This is a genomic window from Amycolatopsis vancoresmycina (assembly GCF_000716785.1).
In the GTDB taxonomy this organism is placed as follows: Bacteria; Actinomycetota; Actinomycetes; order Mycobacteriales; family Pseudonocardiaceae; genus Amycolatopsis; species Amycolatopsis vancoresmycina.
The window spans coordinates 32,328-46,969 of sequence record NZ_JNYY01000005.1 but is presented as its reverse complement, the minus strand read 5'-3'; the positions used below and the strand labels follow the sequence as shown (position 1 = coordinate 46,969).

The following is a 14,642-nucleotide window of genomic DNA, read 5'->3' as shown; positions in this document are numbered from 1 at the left end:
CGGTGGGCATCCAGCGCAAGGACGAGCGGCACAACGAGAAGCTCGTCGACGAGATCTCCGAGGGGTTCAACCGGGCTGTGGGGGAGCAGAAGACCGAGGACGAGGCCCCCAAGCCGCGCTTCGTCATCACCGGTGACGCGCGGGCGACCCCGCCCCCGCGCCGCCGCGAGAGGTGAGTCCCATACCCGGGGTATGGCTAAGGCTTGCCTCACCGTCCGAACGGGTGCCCGAACCGCGTAGTGTCGGCCCCGACTGGCTGTTTGCAGAGACTGTCTTTGCAGAGATATGCGGGAGTGCGCAGTGACCTACGTGATCGCCGAGCCCTGCGTCGACGTGCTCGACAAGGCGTGTATCGACGAGTGCCCCGTGGACTGCATCTACGAGGGCGAGCGGATGCTGTACATCCACCCGGACGAGTGCGTCGACTGCGGCGCCTGCGAGCCGGTCTGCCCGGTCGAGGCGATCTACTACGAGGACGACGTCCCGGACAACTGGTCGGACTACACCAAGGCCAACGTCGACTTCTTCGACGAGCTGGGCTCGCCCGGCGGCGCGTCCAAGGTGGGCAAGACCGCGCACGACCCGGCCTTCATCAAGGCGCTGCCCCCGCAGGGCGAATGAGCCCGGTCGCGCTGCCCGACTTCCCCTGGGATTCGCTCGCCGAGGTCAAGGCCACGGCGCAGGCGCATCCCGGTGGGGTCGTCGACCTCTCCATCGGCACGCCGGTCGACCCGGTGCCCGCCGGGATCCGCGACGCGCTCGCGTCGGTCTCGGAGATCCCGGGCTACCCGACCACGCACGGCATCCCGGCCCTCCGGGAAGCCGCGCGCGGGGCGCTTTCGCGGCGGCACGGCGTCGACGGCATCGAGCCGGACGCGGTGCTGCCGACGATCGGGTCCAAGGAGGCCGTGGCCTGGCTGCCGCGGCTGCTCGGCTTCGGGCCCGGTGACGTCGTCGTCATCCCGGAGCTGTCCTACCCGACGTACGAGGTCGGGGCCCTGCTGGCGGGCGCGTCGATCCTGCGGACCGACGGCCTGACCGCGCTCGGCCCGCAGAAACCGGCGATGATCTGGCTGAACTCGCCGTCCAACCCGACCGGTCGCGTGCTCCCGGTGGAACACCTGCGCAAGGTCGTCGAGTGGGCCCGCGAGCGGGACGTCGTCGTGGTCTCCGACGAGTGCTACCTGGCGCTCGGCTGGGAGACCGACCCGCTGTCGGTGCTGCACCCGGACGTCTGCGACGGCCGGGCGGACGGGCTGATCGCGGTGCACTCGCTGTCGAAGTCGGCGAACCTGGCCAGCTACCGCGCCGGGTTCCTGACCGGCGACCCCCGGCTGATCAAGCAGCTGCTCGACGTCCGCAAGCACGCGGGCATGATCGTGCCGCGCCCGGTCCAGGAGGCGATGGTCGCCGCGCTGGCCGACGACGAGGCCCTGCACGTCCAGCGCGAGCGCTACGCCCGCCGCCGGCTCGTGCTGCGGAAGGCGCTGCAGGACAACGGCTTCCGCATCGACCACTCCGAAGCCGGGCTCTACCTCTGGGCGACCCGGGACGAGGACGCCGCCGCGACCGTCGGCTGGCTCGCCGAGCGCGGGATCCTGGTCGCGCCCGGGACGTTCTACGGCCCGAAGGGCGGCAAGCACGTCCGCGTCGCGCTGACCGCGACGGACGAGCGCGTCGACGCCGCCGTGGAGCGCCTGACTCAGTAGTCCTTGCCGGTCAGTCCCCGGTAGACGAACCGGGTCAGCAGCTCGATCGCTTCTTCGTCGGTCGGCGGGGTCCAGCCCGGCGGTGAGCCGTGCAGCCACGTCGCCGCGAAGGCGTCGACGAGGTTGTACATCAGCATCCCGCAGCGGTCCGGCGTCGTGGGCAGCTGCAGCCCGGCTCGGGTGACGTGCGCGAGGTGGTCGTCGAGGTCGGCGGCCTGGGATGCGCCGAACTGCGCCAGCGTGCGCGCGAACGACTCGCTGACCATCGCCGCCTGGCGCAGGGCCAGCATGGTCGCGGCGTTGTCCCGGTAGAAGTCCCAGTACTGCTTGACGTGCCAGCGCACGGCCGCGGGGTTGCTGAAGTCGGCCAGGTGGTCCTCGCTGTCGGCGCTCTCGTCGCCGGACGCCGCGATGTCGGCCAGGAGCGCCTCCAGGAGCTCCTCCTTGCCCGCGAAGTGGTTGTAGAACGACCCCGCGGCCCGGCCCGCCTCGGCGGTGATGTCCGTGATCTTCGTGTTCAGGTAGCCCTTCCGGGCGAAGACGCGCTTGGCCGCGGCCTTGAGCGCGCTCTCGGTCTCCGCGGCCTTTTCCTTGCGGCTCGTCGCCGTCATCGCCACCTCCCTTGACACGGGACGCTAGCAGCGCCATCCTGAATCTACATTCACTGAATCACAATTCACTGGGAGGGTGACATGGACACCAGGGTGCTGATCGCGGGAGCGGGACCGACCGGGCTGACGCTGGCCATCGAGCTGGCGCGGCGGGATGTCCCGGTGCGGATCATCGACAAGGCCGAGACGTACTTCGTCGGCTCGCGCGGCGACGGGATGCAGCCGCGCACGCTGGAGGTGTTCGAGGACCTGGGCGTGCTCGACGCGGTGCTGGCCGCGGGCATGGCCCCGGTGCCGATGAAGATCCACCTCGGCGGCGAGGTGGTCGGCGAGCGGACGATGTTCGACCCGGTCGAGCCGACGCCGTCGAAGCCGTACCCGACCGGCTGGTTCCTCGGCCAGTCGCAGACCGAGGGCATCCTGCGCGACCGGCTGGCCGAGTTCGGCGTGCGCGTCGAGCTGAACACCGCGCTGACCGGCTTCGAGCAGGACGGCGACGGCGTCACGGCGACCCTGAGCACGGGCGAGAGCGTCCGCGCGGAGTACCTGGTCGGCGCCGACGGCGGCAAGAGCTTCGTGCGCAAGACGCTGGGGATCGCGTTCGAGGGCACGACCGACGAGTCGATCCGGATGCTGCTCGGCGACGTCGTGGCCGAGGGGCTCGACCGGAACTACGGCCACTGGTTCGCTTCGCCGGACGAGCCGATGCGCGGCATGATGTTCAGCCCGCTGCCGGGGACGCCGTACTTCCAGTTCGGCGCTTCGCTCGGCGACGGCGAGACCGACGTCGAAACGGCGTTGCCCGCGGTCCAGGCCCGGCTCGACGCGCTGAGCGGGGGCACGGTCAAGCTGGCCGACCTGGCCTGGTCGACGGTGTGGCGACCGAACGTCCGCCTGGCGGCCCGCTTCCGCGACGGCCGGGTCTTCCTCGCCGGGGACGCGGCGCACGTCCACCCGCCGACCGGCGGGCAGGGCCTGAACACCGGCATCCAGGACGGCTACAACCTGGGCTGGAAGCTCGCGGACGGCTCACTGGAGCTGCTGGACAGCTACGAGGCCGAGCGGCGGACGGTCGCGGCCCGGGTGCTGGGGGTGACGACGGGCCTGCTGCAGAAGTACGTCGACGGCGACGAGGACGCCCACCGCCGCGGGGAGGACACGCAGCAGCTGGACATCACGTACCGGGGCGGCCCGCTGTCGCCGGCGGGCACCGGGGAGCTGCGGCCGGGCGACCGCGCGCCGGACGCGCCGCTGGTGGACGCGAACGGGAAGCGGGTGCGGCTGTTCGAGCTGTTCCGCGGCCCGCACGCGACCGAGCTGGTCTTCGGCGACGGTCCGGCTCCGGGCTACCGAATCCTGCCGGCGGGAAGCACACCGACCGGAACGGACCTGGTCGACGAGGGCGGCCACGCGTACGCGGCCTACGAGGCAGCGGGCGGCCGCCGGGTGCTGATCCGCCCGGACGGCTACGTCTGGTCCATCTCCTGACGCGCCGGGGCAGCCGGTGTCGCGAATGACTCATTCGGGACGTGGGAGGTCCCGAATGAGTCATTCGCGACCTCGGGAGGAGGGACGGGGTCAGGCGTGGAGGGCGTTGGCGGCCGCGTCGACCGTTTCCCAGGAGGCGTGCCAAGCCGCGCGGGCCTCGGCGCGGCGGGCGAGTTCGCGCTCGGCGATGCGGCCCGCGACGAACCCGACCGGGCCGTCGACCGAGTCCAGGACCGACCGCATGCGCTCAGCCGCGATCACCGCGTCCTGGTGATCACCCAGCACCGTCTGGAAGTCCTTCGTCGCCTTCAGCAGCACCTTGATCCGCGCGGCCTGCTTCTTCTTCGCCGACGTCTGGGCCAGCTCGGCCGCGTAGCGCAGCTTCTTGCCGTGGATGCGCAGCGCGTGCAGGTCGTCGTCCGGCGGGTCGGCCGGGAGCGCCGCCACCGCCTTCGCCAGCTTGCGGTGCGGCTTCGCGAGGCCGGTCACCAGGTCGTGCGGGGCTTCCGCGGCGGCGGACTCCGCCCGCGTCAGCAGGCTCACCTCGCGCAGCAGCGTCGAGTACCGGGCGCTGGACAGCGCCCGGGTCAGCCGCCGCTTCGCCGCGGCCCGTTCGCTGACGAACTTCGAGACCAGGCGGCGGCCCGCCGCCTGGTCCCGGACCTCGAAGTCGGCGATGACCTCGCGCAGGTGCCCGATCAGCACGTCGTGGTCCCGCACCTCGCCGAGCGACTGGCCGAGCCAGCCCAGCTCCGCGCGCACCGGCTCGGCGCCGTCACCGACCAGCTTGCCGGACAGCTTCAGCACGCTGCGCATCCGCCGCAGCGCCACGCGCATCTGGTGCAGGTCCTCCGGGTCCGCTCCCGAGCGCGTGCCGGGTTCGTGCGCGAGCAGGGCGCGGATCTCCCGGTCGAGCTTGGCGCGAACGTGGTGGACCGCCGGATCGGCCGGATTCGTCTCGACCGGGAGTTCCGGCAGGCCCAGCTCGGCCGGGGTACGAGGCAACGATTCGGTGGTCACACGATGAATTGTAAGTGAACGATCGACTTCAGTCGTTCGCGTGAAGAGCCGCGTTCAGCTCGACGCCGGCACCGGTCCGCGGCACGACCTCGACCGCGCCCGTCCCCGAGTTCCGCCGGAAGACCGCGCCCGAGATGCCGTTGAGCTCGCGGGCCTTGACGACCTTGCCCTCGACGACGACCTTCGTGCCCGCCGTGACGTACAGCCCCGCCTCGACGACCGAGTCGTCCCCGAGCGAGATGCCCACGCCGCCGTTCGCGCCGATCAGGCAGCGCTCGCCCAGCGAGATCGTCTCCTTGCCGCCGCCGGACAGCGTGCCCATGATCGACGCGCCGCCGCCGACGTCCGAGCCGTCGCCGACGACCACGCCGGCCGAGATCCGGCCCTCGACCATCGACGCGCCGAGCGTGCCGGCGTTGAAGTTGACGAAGCCCTCGTGCATCACGGTCGTGCCGGACGCCAGGTGCGCGCCGAGCCGGACGCGGTCGGCGTCGCCGATCCGGACGCCGGACGGCAGGACGTAGTCGACCATCCGCGGGAACTTGTCGACGCTGTAGACGGTCACCGGGCCGCGCGCCCGCAGCCGCAGCCGGGTCGTCTCGAAGCCTTCGACCGGGCACGGGCCGTGGTTGGTCCACACGACGTTGGCCAGCAGGCCGAACATGCCGTCGAGGTTCTGCCCGTGCGGGCGGACCAGCCGGTGCGAAAGCAGGTGCAGCCGCAGGTACATGTCGTGGGTGTCGGCGGGCGCGTCGGCCAGCTTGGCGATCGTGGTGCGCACCGCGACGACCTCGACCCCGCGGTCGGTGTCCGGGCCGAGCAGCGCCGCGGCGGCGTCGCCGAGCAGCTCCTTGGCCTCCTGCGCGCCGAGCCGTTCGGTGCCGGCGGTGCCGCCGTCGACGAGCTTCGGGTGCGGGTACCAGGTGTCGAGGACCGTCCCGTCGGTGGTGACGGTGGCCAGCCCGACGCCGCTGGCGCCGGTCGTTTCGGGGTTCGGGCTCTGCTCGCTCACGGCCCTCACCGTAGTGGAGTGACGCGGATCAACCACTCGTGGGCCGCGCGTCTACCTGCTTCTTCAGGCCGGTGAGAGCGCCGGCGATGTCGACGAGCGCCTGCGAGCAGGGACCGCCCGCGGCCGGCACGGTCGTGCAGCCCGTGGCCCGGAACGACCCGACGGCCTGCTCCAGCTTGGCGGCCTCGGCGACCAGCTGCGGGTCGCGGTCGTCGGCGCGCTTGCGGGCCGCGCCCGGCACGTTGGCGACCTCCGTGACGTACTTCTCACAGCCCTTCGGCAGCTGGGTGCGCGGGCTGGCGTAGCACTGGTCCGCGGACAGCGCGTCCAGCTTCGTCGGAAGCGCGTCCGGGCCGGGTGCGCCCGCCTGCGGCTTCGGGGCCGGACCGGCCTCGTTCCCGCAGCCCGCCAGGACCAGGACCAGGACCAGCAACGCGCCGCCCACGGCGACCGGGAACTTGGACACACCCCCACGGTAGCGTGCGGGTCATGAGCCTCGACCTGCACGCCGACCCCGTGGACCTGACCGCAGCGCTGGTGGACGTCTTCAGCGTCTCCGGCGCCGAGGCCGAGATCGCGACGGCGGTGCAGGAAGCGCTGCAGGCGCAGGCGCCGCACCTCGAGGTCGTCCGCAACGGTGACGCCGTCCTCGCGCGGACGAACCTCGGGCGCGGGTCGCGGGTCGTGCTCGCCGGGCACCTGGACACCGTGCCCGAAAACGGCAACCTGCCGTCGCGGCGCGAAGGCACCGGCGACGAGGAGATCCTGCACGGCCTCGGCACGGTCGACATGAAGGGCGGCGACGCGGTCTTCCTGCACCTGGCGACGACGCTGCCGGAGCCCAAGCACGACGTCACCTTCATCTTCTACGACAACGAAGAGGTCGAGGCGGTCAAGAACGGCCTCGGCCGGATCGAGCGCGAGCTGCCGGAGTGGCTGGCGGGCGACCTGGCGATCGTCGGCGAGCCGTCGAACGGCGTGATCGAGGCCGGCTGCCAGGGCACCATGCGCGTCGAGCTGCGGCTGTCGGGCAAGCGCGCGCACACCGCGCGGGCGTGGATGGGCGAGAACGCGATCCACGCGCTCGCCGAGCCGCTGCGGCGGCTGGCGGAGTACACGCCGCGGATCGTCGACATCGACGGCCTGACCTACCGCGAGGGCCTCCAGGCGACGTCGATCGGCGGCGGCGTGGCGGGCAACGTGGTCCCGGACGCGGCGGTGCTGACGGTCAACCACCGCTTCGCCCCGGACCGCGACCCGGCGGCGGCCGAGCGGCACCTGCGCGAGGTGTTCAGCGGCTTCGAACTGTCCGTTGTGGACTTGTCGCCGGGCGCGCTGCCGGGCCTGTCGGCTCCGGCGGCGGCGGAACTGGTGGCGGCGGCGGGCGGCCGCGCGGCGGCCAAGCTGGGCTGGACGGACGTGGCGCGCTTCGCGGCGCGCGGCATGCCGGCGGTGAACTTCGGCCCCGGCAACCCGACCCTGGCGCACACGAAGCAGGAGAACGTCCGGACGGCGGAGATCCGCCAGGTCACCGAGGTCCTCCGCAAGTTCCTCGGCTGAGGCTGTGGCCGTCGTCACACCCAGGTCCCTGAACTGCGGTGACGCTCCGCCACCGCAGGTCACCGCAACTTTTCCCGGCCGCGGCCCGTATGTCCTTCTGAAACCGCGCACCCCGGGAGGACCCATGCCGAAAACCGCGAGACGGGCCGCGGCCGCCGCCGTGCTCGCCCTGGCGGTGGGCGGCGGCGTGGCTGCCTGCGGGGAGGGGCAGCCGGTGGCCGCGCCCGCGGCCGGGCCGATCCTCACCGCCATCGGGGACGCCACCTCGGTCCCGCCGCCGCCGGACGAGCGGGCCCCCGTGACGCAGGCCGCGCCCGCCGAGGCCGCCATCAGCTTCCCGCGGACCGGGTCCGGCCAGTGGATGTTCACCCCCGGCAGCGACGAGGTGGCCGGGCCGGCGGGCCGGCTGATGCGCTACCGGATCGCCATCGAGACCGACATCGACGGCGTCGGGCCCGGCGAGTTCGCCAAGGCCATCCGCACCATCCTCGGCGACCCGCGCGGCTGGACCGCCGGCGGGCAGTGGCGGCTGCAGCAGGTGGGCCCGTCCGACAGCGCCGACTTCACCATCTACCTCGCCACCCCGGCCAGCCGCGACAAGCTGTGCGGCGGCACGCCGGACAGCTACACCTCCTGCCGCAACGGCAGCAACGTCGTGCTCAACGTCGCCCGCTGGGCCAACGCCGTCCCGAACTACGGCGCCCCGCTCGACGTCTACCGGCAGTACATGGTCACCCACGAAACCGGGCACCGGCTCGGCCAGGGCCACGAGCTGTGCCCGGGGCCGGGCCAGCGGGCGCCGGTGATGGAGCAGCAGACATTGGGGCTGCACGGCTGCGTCCCGAACCCGTGGCCGTTCCCCGACGGCGGCCGCGAATACGCGGGCCCTTCGGGCGAGTACGACGACCCGATCCCGGCGGGCGACTCCTGACTAGGCTCGTCGACATGCCGGACAGCACTTCGACGTCGCGGGTGGTCGGCGGCGATGTCGTCGAGGGGCGGCAACGCCTCGTTTTCGTCAACCACGGTGATTACTACACGCTCGGCCCGCTCGCCGTCTTCGCGGACGGCGTCGTCCTGTGGCGGTACGGATCGACGGATCTCGACGGCCTCCGCGCCGCGTTCGACGACGGCACGCTGTCATTGACCCCGCCCGAGGGTGCACCACTGATCATCTCCGGCACGGCCAACGGAACCGTGCCGGCGTTGGAGTCCTGGCTGACGCCGGAGCTGGTGATCGGTGAGCTCGCCGACGACGTGGACGAGCTCAACGACCGGCCGGACTCCTCCCGGCGCTGCTGGGACGCGCTGCTGGCGTACGCCGCGGAGCCGACCGGCGCCAACCTCGAGATCGTCCGCGAGTCGTACCACGCGGTGCCCGAACACCGCCGGATCCACGTGCTCGGCGACATGGACCAGAACGACGTCCCGGTGCGGATCCTGCTCGCCGAGGTGGGCGAGACGATCCCGGCCCGGCGCCCGGGCCACACGCTCACCGTGACCCCGGAAATCCGGGAGCACGCGCTCGAATACTTCCGCAAGAGCGAGGCCGGTGTCGCCAGAACCCAGGCGAAGCGGGTGGCGGACGGCCCGGAGACGACCGTCCCCCTGACCGTGGGCGGGCACGTCTACCCGAGCGGCTGGCCCGATCCGCCGGGCCTGGAGGTCCTGCAGGCCGACTACCCGGCGGCGGTGGTCCACGGCGGCCGGGAGTACGCGAGCGTCATGCACGCCTACTGGGCGCTGTCCACCGACGACGCCGGCTGGCACGATCGGATCGCCGCCGCCGCCCGTGGTCTCGACGCACGGACCCTCGGCGAGGACGCGCCCCGGCGAGCGGACTGGCCGTCGGCCCGCCTGGGCGTGATGGCCGCGCTGCTGCGGGACAAGTTCGAGCGCCACCCGGCGATGGCGGCGACGTTGCTCGGCACGGGTGACGCCCGCCTGCTCTACAGCGACTGGACGTCGAAGTACTGGAACTCGAGCGGCGCCAACTGGCTGGGCCGCCTCCTGGAACTCACCCGTTCCGAGCTGCCCGCGGCTCGTGAGTGGTAAGGCGAGTTAGAACTCGCCTTACCACTCACGACCGGGTCAGCGGCCCTGGAGGGATTTGACGTTGTCGCCGAACGTCCAGGCCTTCGAGCCGTCCCAGTTGATCGACCAGTCCATCAGGCCCTTGAGCCCCGGAACCGACCGCCACGCCTGGGAAACCAGGCTCGGCGACATGTACCCGCCACCCGCGCCCGGCTGGGCGGGCAGGCCGGGGACCTGCTTGTCGTAGGGCACCCGGATCGTCGTGCCCTGCACGACCAGGCCGTTGTTCAGGCACTGCGTCTGGACGGTGAAGCCCTGCACGGTCCCGGCCTGGTACGAATCGCCGGAGCAGCCGTACATGGACCCGTTGTAGTACTGCATGTTCAGCCACCAGAGGCGGCCGTTGTCCGCGTACTTCTTGATGATCGGCAGGTACGCGCCCCAGATCGAGCCGTAGGCGACGCTGCCGCCGGTCACGTAGGCGGTCTCCGGTGCCATCGTGAGCCCGAAGTTCGACGGCATCTGCGCGAGCACGCCGTCGATGATCCGGATCAGGTTGCTCTGCGACGCCGAGAGCGTCTTGATGCTCCCGCTGTTCGTCAGCCCGGTCTCGATGTCGATGTCGATCCCGTCGAAGTTGTACTGCTTGAGGATCGGCACGACGGTGGCGACGAACCGGTCGGCGACCGCGGACGACGAGAGGTCGATCCCGGCGGCCGCGCCGCCGATCGACATCAGGATCGTCGCGCCCGCGGCCTTCGCCGCGCACATCTCGGCGGGGGTCGACACCTTGACCCCGGCGTCCATCCCGTTCTCCCACAGCACCGTGCCGTCGGACCGGATGACCGGGAAGGCCGCGTTGATGACGTTGTACCCGTGCTGGGCCATCCGGCTGTCGGTGATCGGGATCCAGCCCAGCCCGGGGTGGACGCCGTTCGCGGCGCCGTCCCAGTTTTCCCAGTACCCCTGGAGGACCTTGCCCGCGGGACGCGACTTCACCGCGCACGTGTCGGCCTGCACCGCCCCCTGCGCGGGGGCCGACACGAACAGCGGGACGGCGAGCACCGCCGCCAGCAGGGTTCCGAACAAGCGACCGGACATACCGGCTCCCATCGTCGTTGAGGGGGCGAACGCGGCGTGTCCGCCCAACATAAGCGCCGTGGGAAACCGCTGACTACCTACGAACGGGTGGTCTAGACAACTCGGGGGCGGCCCGCGGGCCGCCCCCGAGCCGCCGTCAGACGGTCAGCGTCCAGGAGGACAGGTAACCGGTGTCGGCCGGGCCGACGTCCCGGATCCGGAGCTGCCAGGCGCCGTCCGCGGCCTCCGAGGAGGCGTTCACGGTGTAGGTCGTGTCCAGGTTCGGCGTCGAATCGCTGCTGGAGTTCTTCACGCGGTACGCCGTGCCGTCCGGGGCGACGAGGTCGATGACCAGGTCACCGCGGTAGGTGTGGGTGATGTGCACCTCGACCTTGGTGGTGCCGGACGCGTTGCGCGCGCAGCCCGCCACGTTCGCGGGGCTGTTCACCGCGGCACCCGGGTAGTCGGGGATGTCCAGCCGCGTCGAGTTGGTCACCGGCGCGCACGACGAGCTGCCGACGCCGAGGGAGAACGACGCCGTGTGGTCGACGCTCGCGCCGTCCGCGGTCACGGTGAGCGGGAACGTCCCGGTCGGGGTCGAAGCCGACGTCGTGATGGTCAGCGTCGAGCTGCCGCCGGAGGAGATCGTGACCGGGCTGAAGGACGCCGTCGCGCCCGCGGGCAGGCCGGACGCCGACAGCGAGATCGACTGGGCGCTGCCGGACGTCGTCGCGGTGCTCACCGCCACCTGCAGCGACTGTCCCGGTTGGACGGTTCCGGACGCCGGGTTCAGCGAGACGGAGAAGTCGTTGCCCTGCGTCGGGGCGACGGCCAGCTTCCACAGCGCGTACCCGATGGCGTCGGAGTTCTTCTCCAGCGGCGTGTCCGGGATGTTCGCCGTCGTGTCGCAGGCGCGGTGGTAGCAGTTGTCGAACGGCGAACCCGCGGTGCCGCCCCACTTCTGCGCCTGCGCCGAGCTCTTGATGTCGCCGGCGCCGGTGGCCAGGCCGCCGACCGGGATGCCCGCGCTCTTGAAGGACGCGTGGTCGGACCGGCCGTCGCCTTCGCTGTCGCCCTCGGTCTGGATGCCGATCGAGGCGAAGTACTCGTCGAAGATCGCCTTGACCGAAGCCACGTCGTCGTAGACGAAGTAGCCCCAGTTCTTCGAGCCGATCATGTCGAAGTTGAGGTAGGTCTTGATCTTCGTGCGCTCGCTGCTGGGCAGGTTGTTGACGTAGTACTTGGAGCCGACCAGGCCGGACTCCTCGTCGGCCCACCAGGCGAACCGGACGCGCTTGGCCGTCGCCGGGTTCGTCCGGGCCAGCGTCAGCGCGACCTCGAGGATCGACGCGCTGCCGGAGCCGTTGTCGTTGATGCCGGGGCCGGCGCTCACGCTGTCGAGGTGCGCGCCGAGCATGATGACCTGGCTGGCGTCGCCCTGCGGCCACTCGGCGATCAGGTTCTGGGACTGGCCGATGCAGCTGGTGCAGGTCTGCCTGCTCGTGGTGTAGCCCGCGTTCTTCAGCAGGTTCTCCACATAGGACACCGAGGCCGCGTACCCGCCGCCGCGCGGTGAGCGGGTGCCGCCGTTGTTGTTGGCGATGGTCTGCAGCTGGTTGAGGTGGGCCTTGATGTTGGCCAGCGAGATGTCCGGCGCGGCGAGCGCCGCGGCGGGCGCGGCGGTGGCCGCTGGCGCGCTGACGACGCCCAGCACGGCGGCGAGGGCGGTGACCCCGGCGCCGAGTCGTGTCTTCCACTTCATGGCGGTGAATTCCTTCGGTGGGGGTGGGGGATGACGACCGTGAAGGCCGCACCTGGCTGGTGCGGCCTTCACGGGGTGGGGAGTGCTACACGGTCAACGTCCAGGAGGACAGGTAACCGGTGTCGGCGGGGCCGACGTCTCGGATGCGGAGCTGCCACGCGCCGTTCGCGGCTTCCGAAGAAGCGTTCACGGTGTAGGTGGTGTCGATGTTCGGGGTGGAGTCGCTGCTGGAGTTCTTCAGCCGGTAGGCGGTGCCGTCCGGGGCGACGAGGTCGATGACCAGGTCACCGCGGTAGGTGTGGGTGATGTGCACCTCGACCTTGGTGGTGCCGGACGCGTTGCGGGCGCAGCCGCTGACCGTGCTGGTGCTGCTGACCGCGCTCGCCGGGTAGTCCGGGATGTCGAGGCGGGCCGAGTTGGTCACCGGCGCGCACGACCCGGTGGTGCCGACGGACAGCGTGTACGTCGCCGTGTGGTCGGTGCTGGCCCCGTCGGCGGTGATGGTGATGGGGAAGCTGCCGGTCGGGGTCGACGAAGTCGTCGCGATGGTCAGCGTCGAGGACGCACCGGACTGGATGGTCGCCGGGTTGAACGTCGCGGTCGCCCCGGCGGGCAGGCCCGAGGCGGACAGCGTGATCGACTGCGCCGCGCCGGAGGTGATCGCGGTGCTGATCGTGGTGGTCGCCGAGGCGCCCGGCTGCACGGAACCCGAGGCCGGGTTCAGCGCGACCGAGAAGTCCGGCCCGCCGCCGCTGCACGAGGTCGGCTCACCGGTGGCGGCGGTCACGGAGACGGCGTCCCACGCGGCCTTGGTGGTGTTGTACTCGACGCAGCTGCCCGGGAAGAGCGCGATCGCGGCTTCGAGGGTCGCCTTGCGGGCGGCCTTGTGGTTCCACGACGAGGTCTTCTTCAGCAGGCCGTTGTAGAAGATCTTGCCGGCCTTCTGGATGCCGAGACCGGTGACCGACGAGTTGTTGCAGGTCGGGCTGGACGGCTTGCCGCCACCCGGGTTCGAGCCCTCGGCCAGCAGGTAGAACCAGTGGTTCTGCGGGCCGGCCGCCGCGTGCACCTCGGTGCTCGGGATCGACGAGGAGTAGCAGTTCGGGTCGCCGACCTTGGACGGCTGGTACATGTAGCGGATCGGGCCCTGGCCGACCAGGTTGACGCCCTCGCCGACCTCGTAGTCCGGGGTGTCCTTGGCGTTGTTCGCGTACGCCTCGGTCAGCGCGCCGAAGATGTCACCGGTCGACTCGTTCATGCCGCCGTTCTCGTTGCCGGAACCGGCACCGCCCGGGGTGAACTGGAAGACGCCGTGGCCGAACTCGTGGCCGACGACGTCCATCGACGTGGCCTGGCGCTGGTTGTCCTGCGAGTGGCCGAAGTGCGTCGACGAGCCGTTCCAGTAGGCGTTGACGTCGTTCAGGCCGACGGACGCCGGGTAGCCGGTGCCGCTGCCGTTGATGCCGTTGCGGCCGAGCCAGTCGGCGAGCATCTTCCACTCGGTCTGGACGCTGTAGAGGACGTCGACGCAGCCGGTCTCGAGGTCCGTGCCGGAGCCGTTGCCCCAGTTGTTGTCCGGTCCACTGTAGACAGAACCGCCTTCCCGGCCGCAGCTGATGCCGGTGCGGCCCGGGTCGCGCAGCGTGTACGTGCTGCCGGACTGCGTGGTGTCGATGGAGACGTTGCCGACGTAATAGCTGTTGCCGGTGCCGGCCACGTTCACCGTGGCGGGCTGGGCCTGGGTGCGAGCGCCCGAGGCGAACGTCTTCACGTCGTCCCGCTTGTCGAGCACCGCACCGGTCGCCGCGTCGACGAACACGTGCAGGTTGCTCGGCGCCGTGGCGGTGCGCCCGGCGACGACGACCTCGTAGGCCAGCTTCGGGCTCGCCCCGGCCAGCACCACCTTCTCCGGCGCGCTCACACTGTCCACAGTGGGCAGTTGAGCGCGCGCGGTGGCGGCGGCCTTCGCCGCGTCGACCAGCGCCTGGGTGCCGACCGTTATCGGGGCGGTGGACGCGGCTTCGGTGCCGCGGACGCGCCCGGCGCCGTCGGCGACGACCACCGCGTCCCCGCCCACGACCCGCAGGCCCTGGTAGGTTCGCTGGTAGGCGCCGTAGAAGAGGCCACCGCCGCCGGCGGTGAGGCCGACGCGCTGGAACGATTCGGCCGGTCCGCGGCGCAGGGCGTCGAGACCGCTGGCGGCCGCCTGGTCGGCGGCGCGGGCGGCGGCCGCTTCGGGAGCGGCGGGCTGGGCTGGGGATGCTGCGCTCGCCGGGGTCACCGGTAACGCGAGCGTCATGGCGAGCCCGGCGGCGGCCGCCAAGCCCGTGCTGAACCCACGATGGGTCATCGAGGTCTTCCTTCCA

At 71.6% G+C, this 14,642-nt stretch carries 14 protein-coding genes; 7 read left to right on the top strand and 7 right to left on the bottom strand.

The window, feature by feature from the left end; all coding sequences use genetic code 11:
* Positions 1-2 precede the first annotated feature (2 nt).
* From OO60_RS47140 to dapC, 3 genes are all read left to right on the top strand, one after another.
* A complete protein-coding gene (locus OO60_RS47140) occupies positions 3-176 on the top strand; it encodes a hypothetical protein (protein ID WP_003083024.1) in 174 nt (57 codons plus the stop codon).
* 124 nt (positions 177-300) lie between these two features.
* Complete coding sequence (gene fdxA / locus OO60_RS12140; protein WP_003083029.1) at positions 301-621, top strand: ferredoxin; 321 nt, start codon at positions 301-303, stop codon at positions 619-621.
* Entirely contained in the window at positions 618-1,709 is a 1,092-nt protein-coding gene (dapC, locus tag OO60_RS12135) for a succinyldiaminopimelate transaminase (RefSeq protein WP_003083030.1), read from the top strand. Before fdxA ends, dapC begins: the two co-directional genes overlap by 4 nt.
* Here the strand turns inward: dapC and OO60_RS12130 are convergent.
* Positions 1,703-2,320, bottom strand: a complete 618-nt coding sequence (locus OO60_RS12130; protein WP_003083031.1) for a TetR/AcrR family transcriptional regulator — start codon at positions 2,318-2,320, stop codon at positions 1,703-1,705. The genes dapC and OO60_RS12130 overlap by 7 nt on opposite strands.
* Before the next feature lie 81 nt (positions 2,321-2,401).
* On the opposite strand from OO60_RS12130, the gene OO60_RS12125 reads away from it, so the two are divergent.
* Positions 2,402-3,808: an FAD-dependent monooxygenase gene (locus OO60_RS12125; protein ID WP_003083032.1), complete on the top strand. Its 1,407-nt coding sequence runs from the start codon at positions 2,402-2,404 to the stop codon at positions 3,806-3,808.
* A 90-nt stretch (positions 3,809-3,898) separates the two neighbouring features.
* Here the strand turns inward: OO60_RS12125 and OO60_RS12120 are convergent, their stop codons facing one another.
* Genes OO60_RS12120 through OO60_RS12110 form a run of 3 tightly spaced genes read right to left on the bottom strand, consistent with a single transcriptional unit; the run spans position 3,899 to position 6,285 of the window.
* Positions 3,899-4,828 carry a CHAD domain-containing protein gene (locus tag OO60_RS12120; protein ID WP_003083033.1) on the bottom strand — a complete coding sequence of 310 codons (930 nt, stop codon included), beginning with the start codon at positions 4,826-4,828 and terminating at the stop codon, positions 3,899-3,901.
* Between the two features lie 28 nt (positions 4,829-4,856).
* Complete coding sequence (gene dapD, locus OO60_RS12115) at positions 4,857-5,840, bottom strand: 2,3,4,5-tetrahydropyridine-2,6-dicarboxylate N-succinyltransferase (protein WP_003083035.1); 984 nt, start codon at positions 5,838-5,840, stop codon at positions 4,857-4,859.
* Positions 5,841-5,868: 28 nt separating this feature from the next.
* Positions 5,869-6,285: a hypothetical protein gene (locus OO60_RS12110; protein WP_033261483.1), complete on the bottom strand. Its 417-nt coding sequence runs from the start codon at positions 6,283-6,285 to the stop codon at positions 5,869-5,871.
* A gap of 44 nt (positions 6,286-6,329) precedes the next feature.
* Between OO60_RS12110 and dapE the strand changes: the two genes are divergently transcribed.
* The 3 genes from dapE to OO60_RS12095 all read left to right on the top strand — a co-directional run bounded on the left by dapE (position 6,330) and on the right by OO60_RS12095 (position 9,455).
* Positions 6,330-7,400: a succinyl-diaminopimelate desuccinylase gene (dapE, locus tag OO60_RS12105; RefSeq protein WP_003083040.1), complete on the top strand. Its 1,071-nt coding sequence runs from the start codon at positions 6,330-6,332 to the stop codon at positions 7,398-7,400.
* Positions 7,401-7,524: 124 nt separating this feature from the next.
* Positions 7,525-8,331, top strand: coding sequence for a DUF3152 domain-containing protein (locus OO60_RS12100; RefSeq protein WP_003083041.1), 807 nt, complete (start codon positions 7,525-7,527; stop codon positions 8,329-8,331).
* A 14-nt stretch (positions 8,332-8,345) separates the two neighbouring features.
* Entirely contained in the window at positions 8,346-9,455 is a 1,110-nt protein-coding gene (locus tag OO60_RS12095; protein ID WP_003083044.1) for an NADAR family protein, read from the top strand.
* 36 nt (positions 9,456-9,491) lie between these two features.
* On the opposite strand, the gene OO60_RS12090 is transcribed toward OO60_RS12095, so the two are convergent.
* The 3 genes from OO60_RS12090 to OO60_RS12080 all read right to left on the bottom strand — a co-directional run bounded on the left by OO60_RS12090 (position 9,492) and on the right by OO60_RS12080 (position 14,626).
* Positions 9,492-10,535 carry a chitinase gene (locus OO60_RS12090; protein WP_003083047.1) on the bottom strand — a complete coding sequence of 348 codons (1,044 nt, stop codon included), beginning with the start codon at positions 10,533-10,535 and terminating at the stop codon, positions 9,492-9,494.
* Positions 10,536-10,671: 136 nt separating this feature from the next.
* Positions 10,672-12,276: a M28 family metallopeptidase gene (locus OO60_RS12085; RefSeq protein ID WP_003083048.1), complete on the bottom strand. Its 1,605-nt coding sequence runs from the start codon at positions 12,274-12,276 to the stop codon at positions 10,672-10,674.
* A gap of 85 nt (positions 12,277-12,361) precedes the next feature.
* Positions 12,362-14,626: a M4 family metallopeptidase gene (locus OO60_RS12080; RefSeq protein WP_033261369.1), complete on the bottom strand. Its 2,265-nt coding sequence runs from the start codon at positions 14,624-14,626 to the stop codon at positions 12,362-12,364.
* Positions 14,627-14,642: the final 16 nt, after the last annotated feature.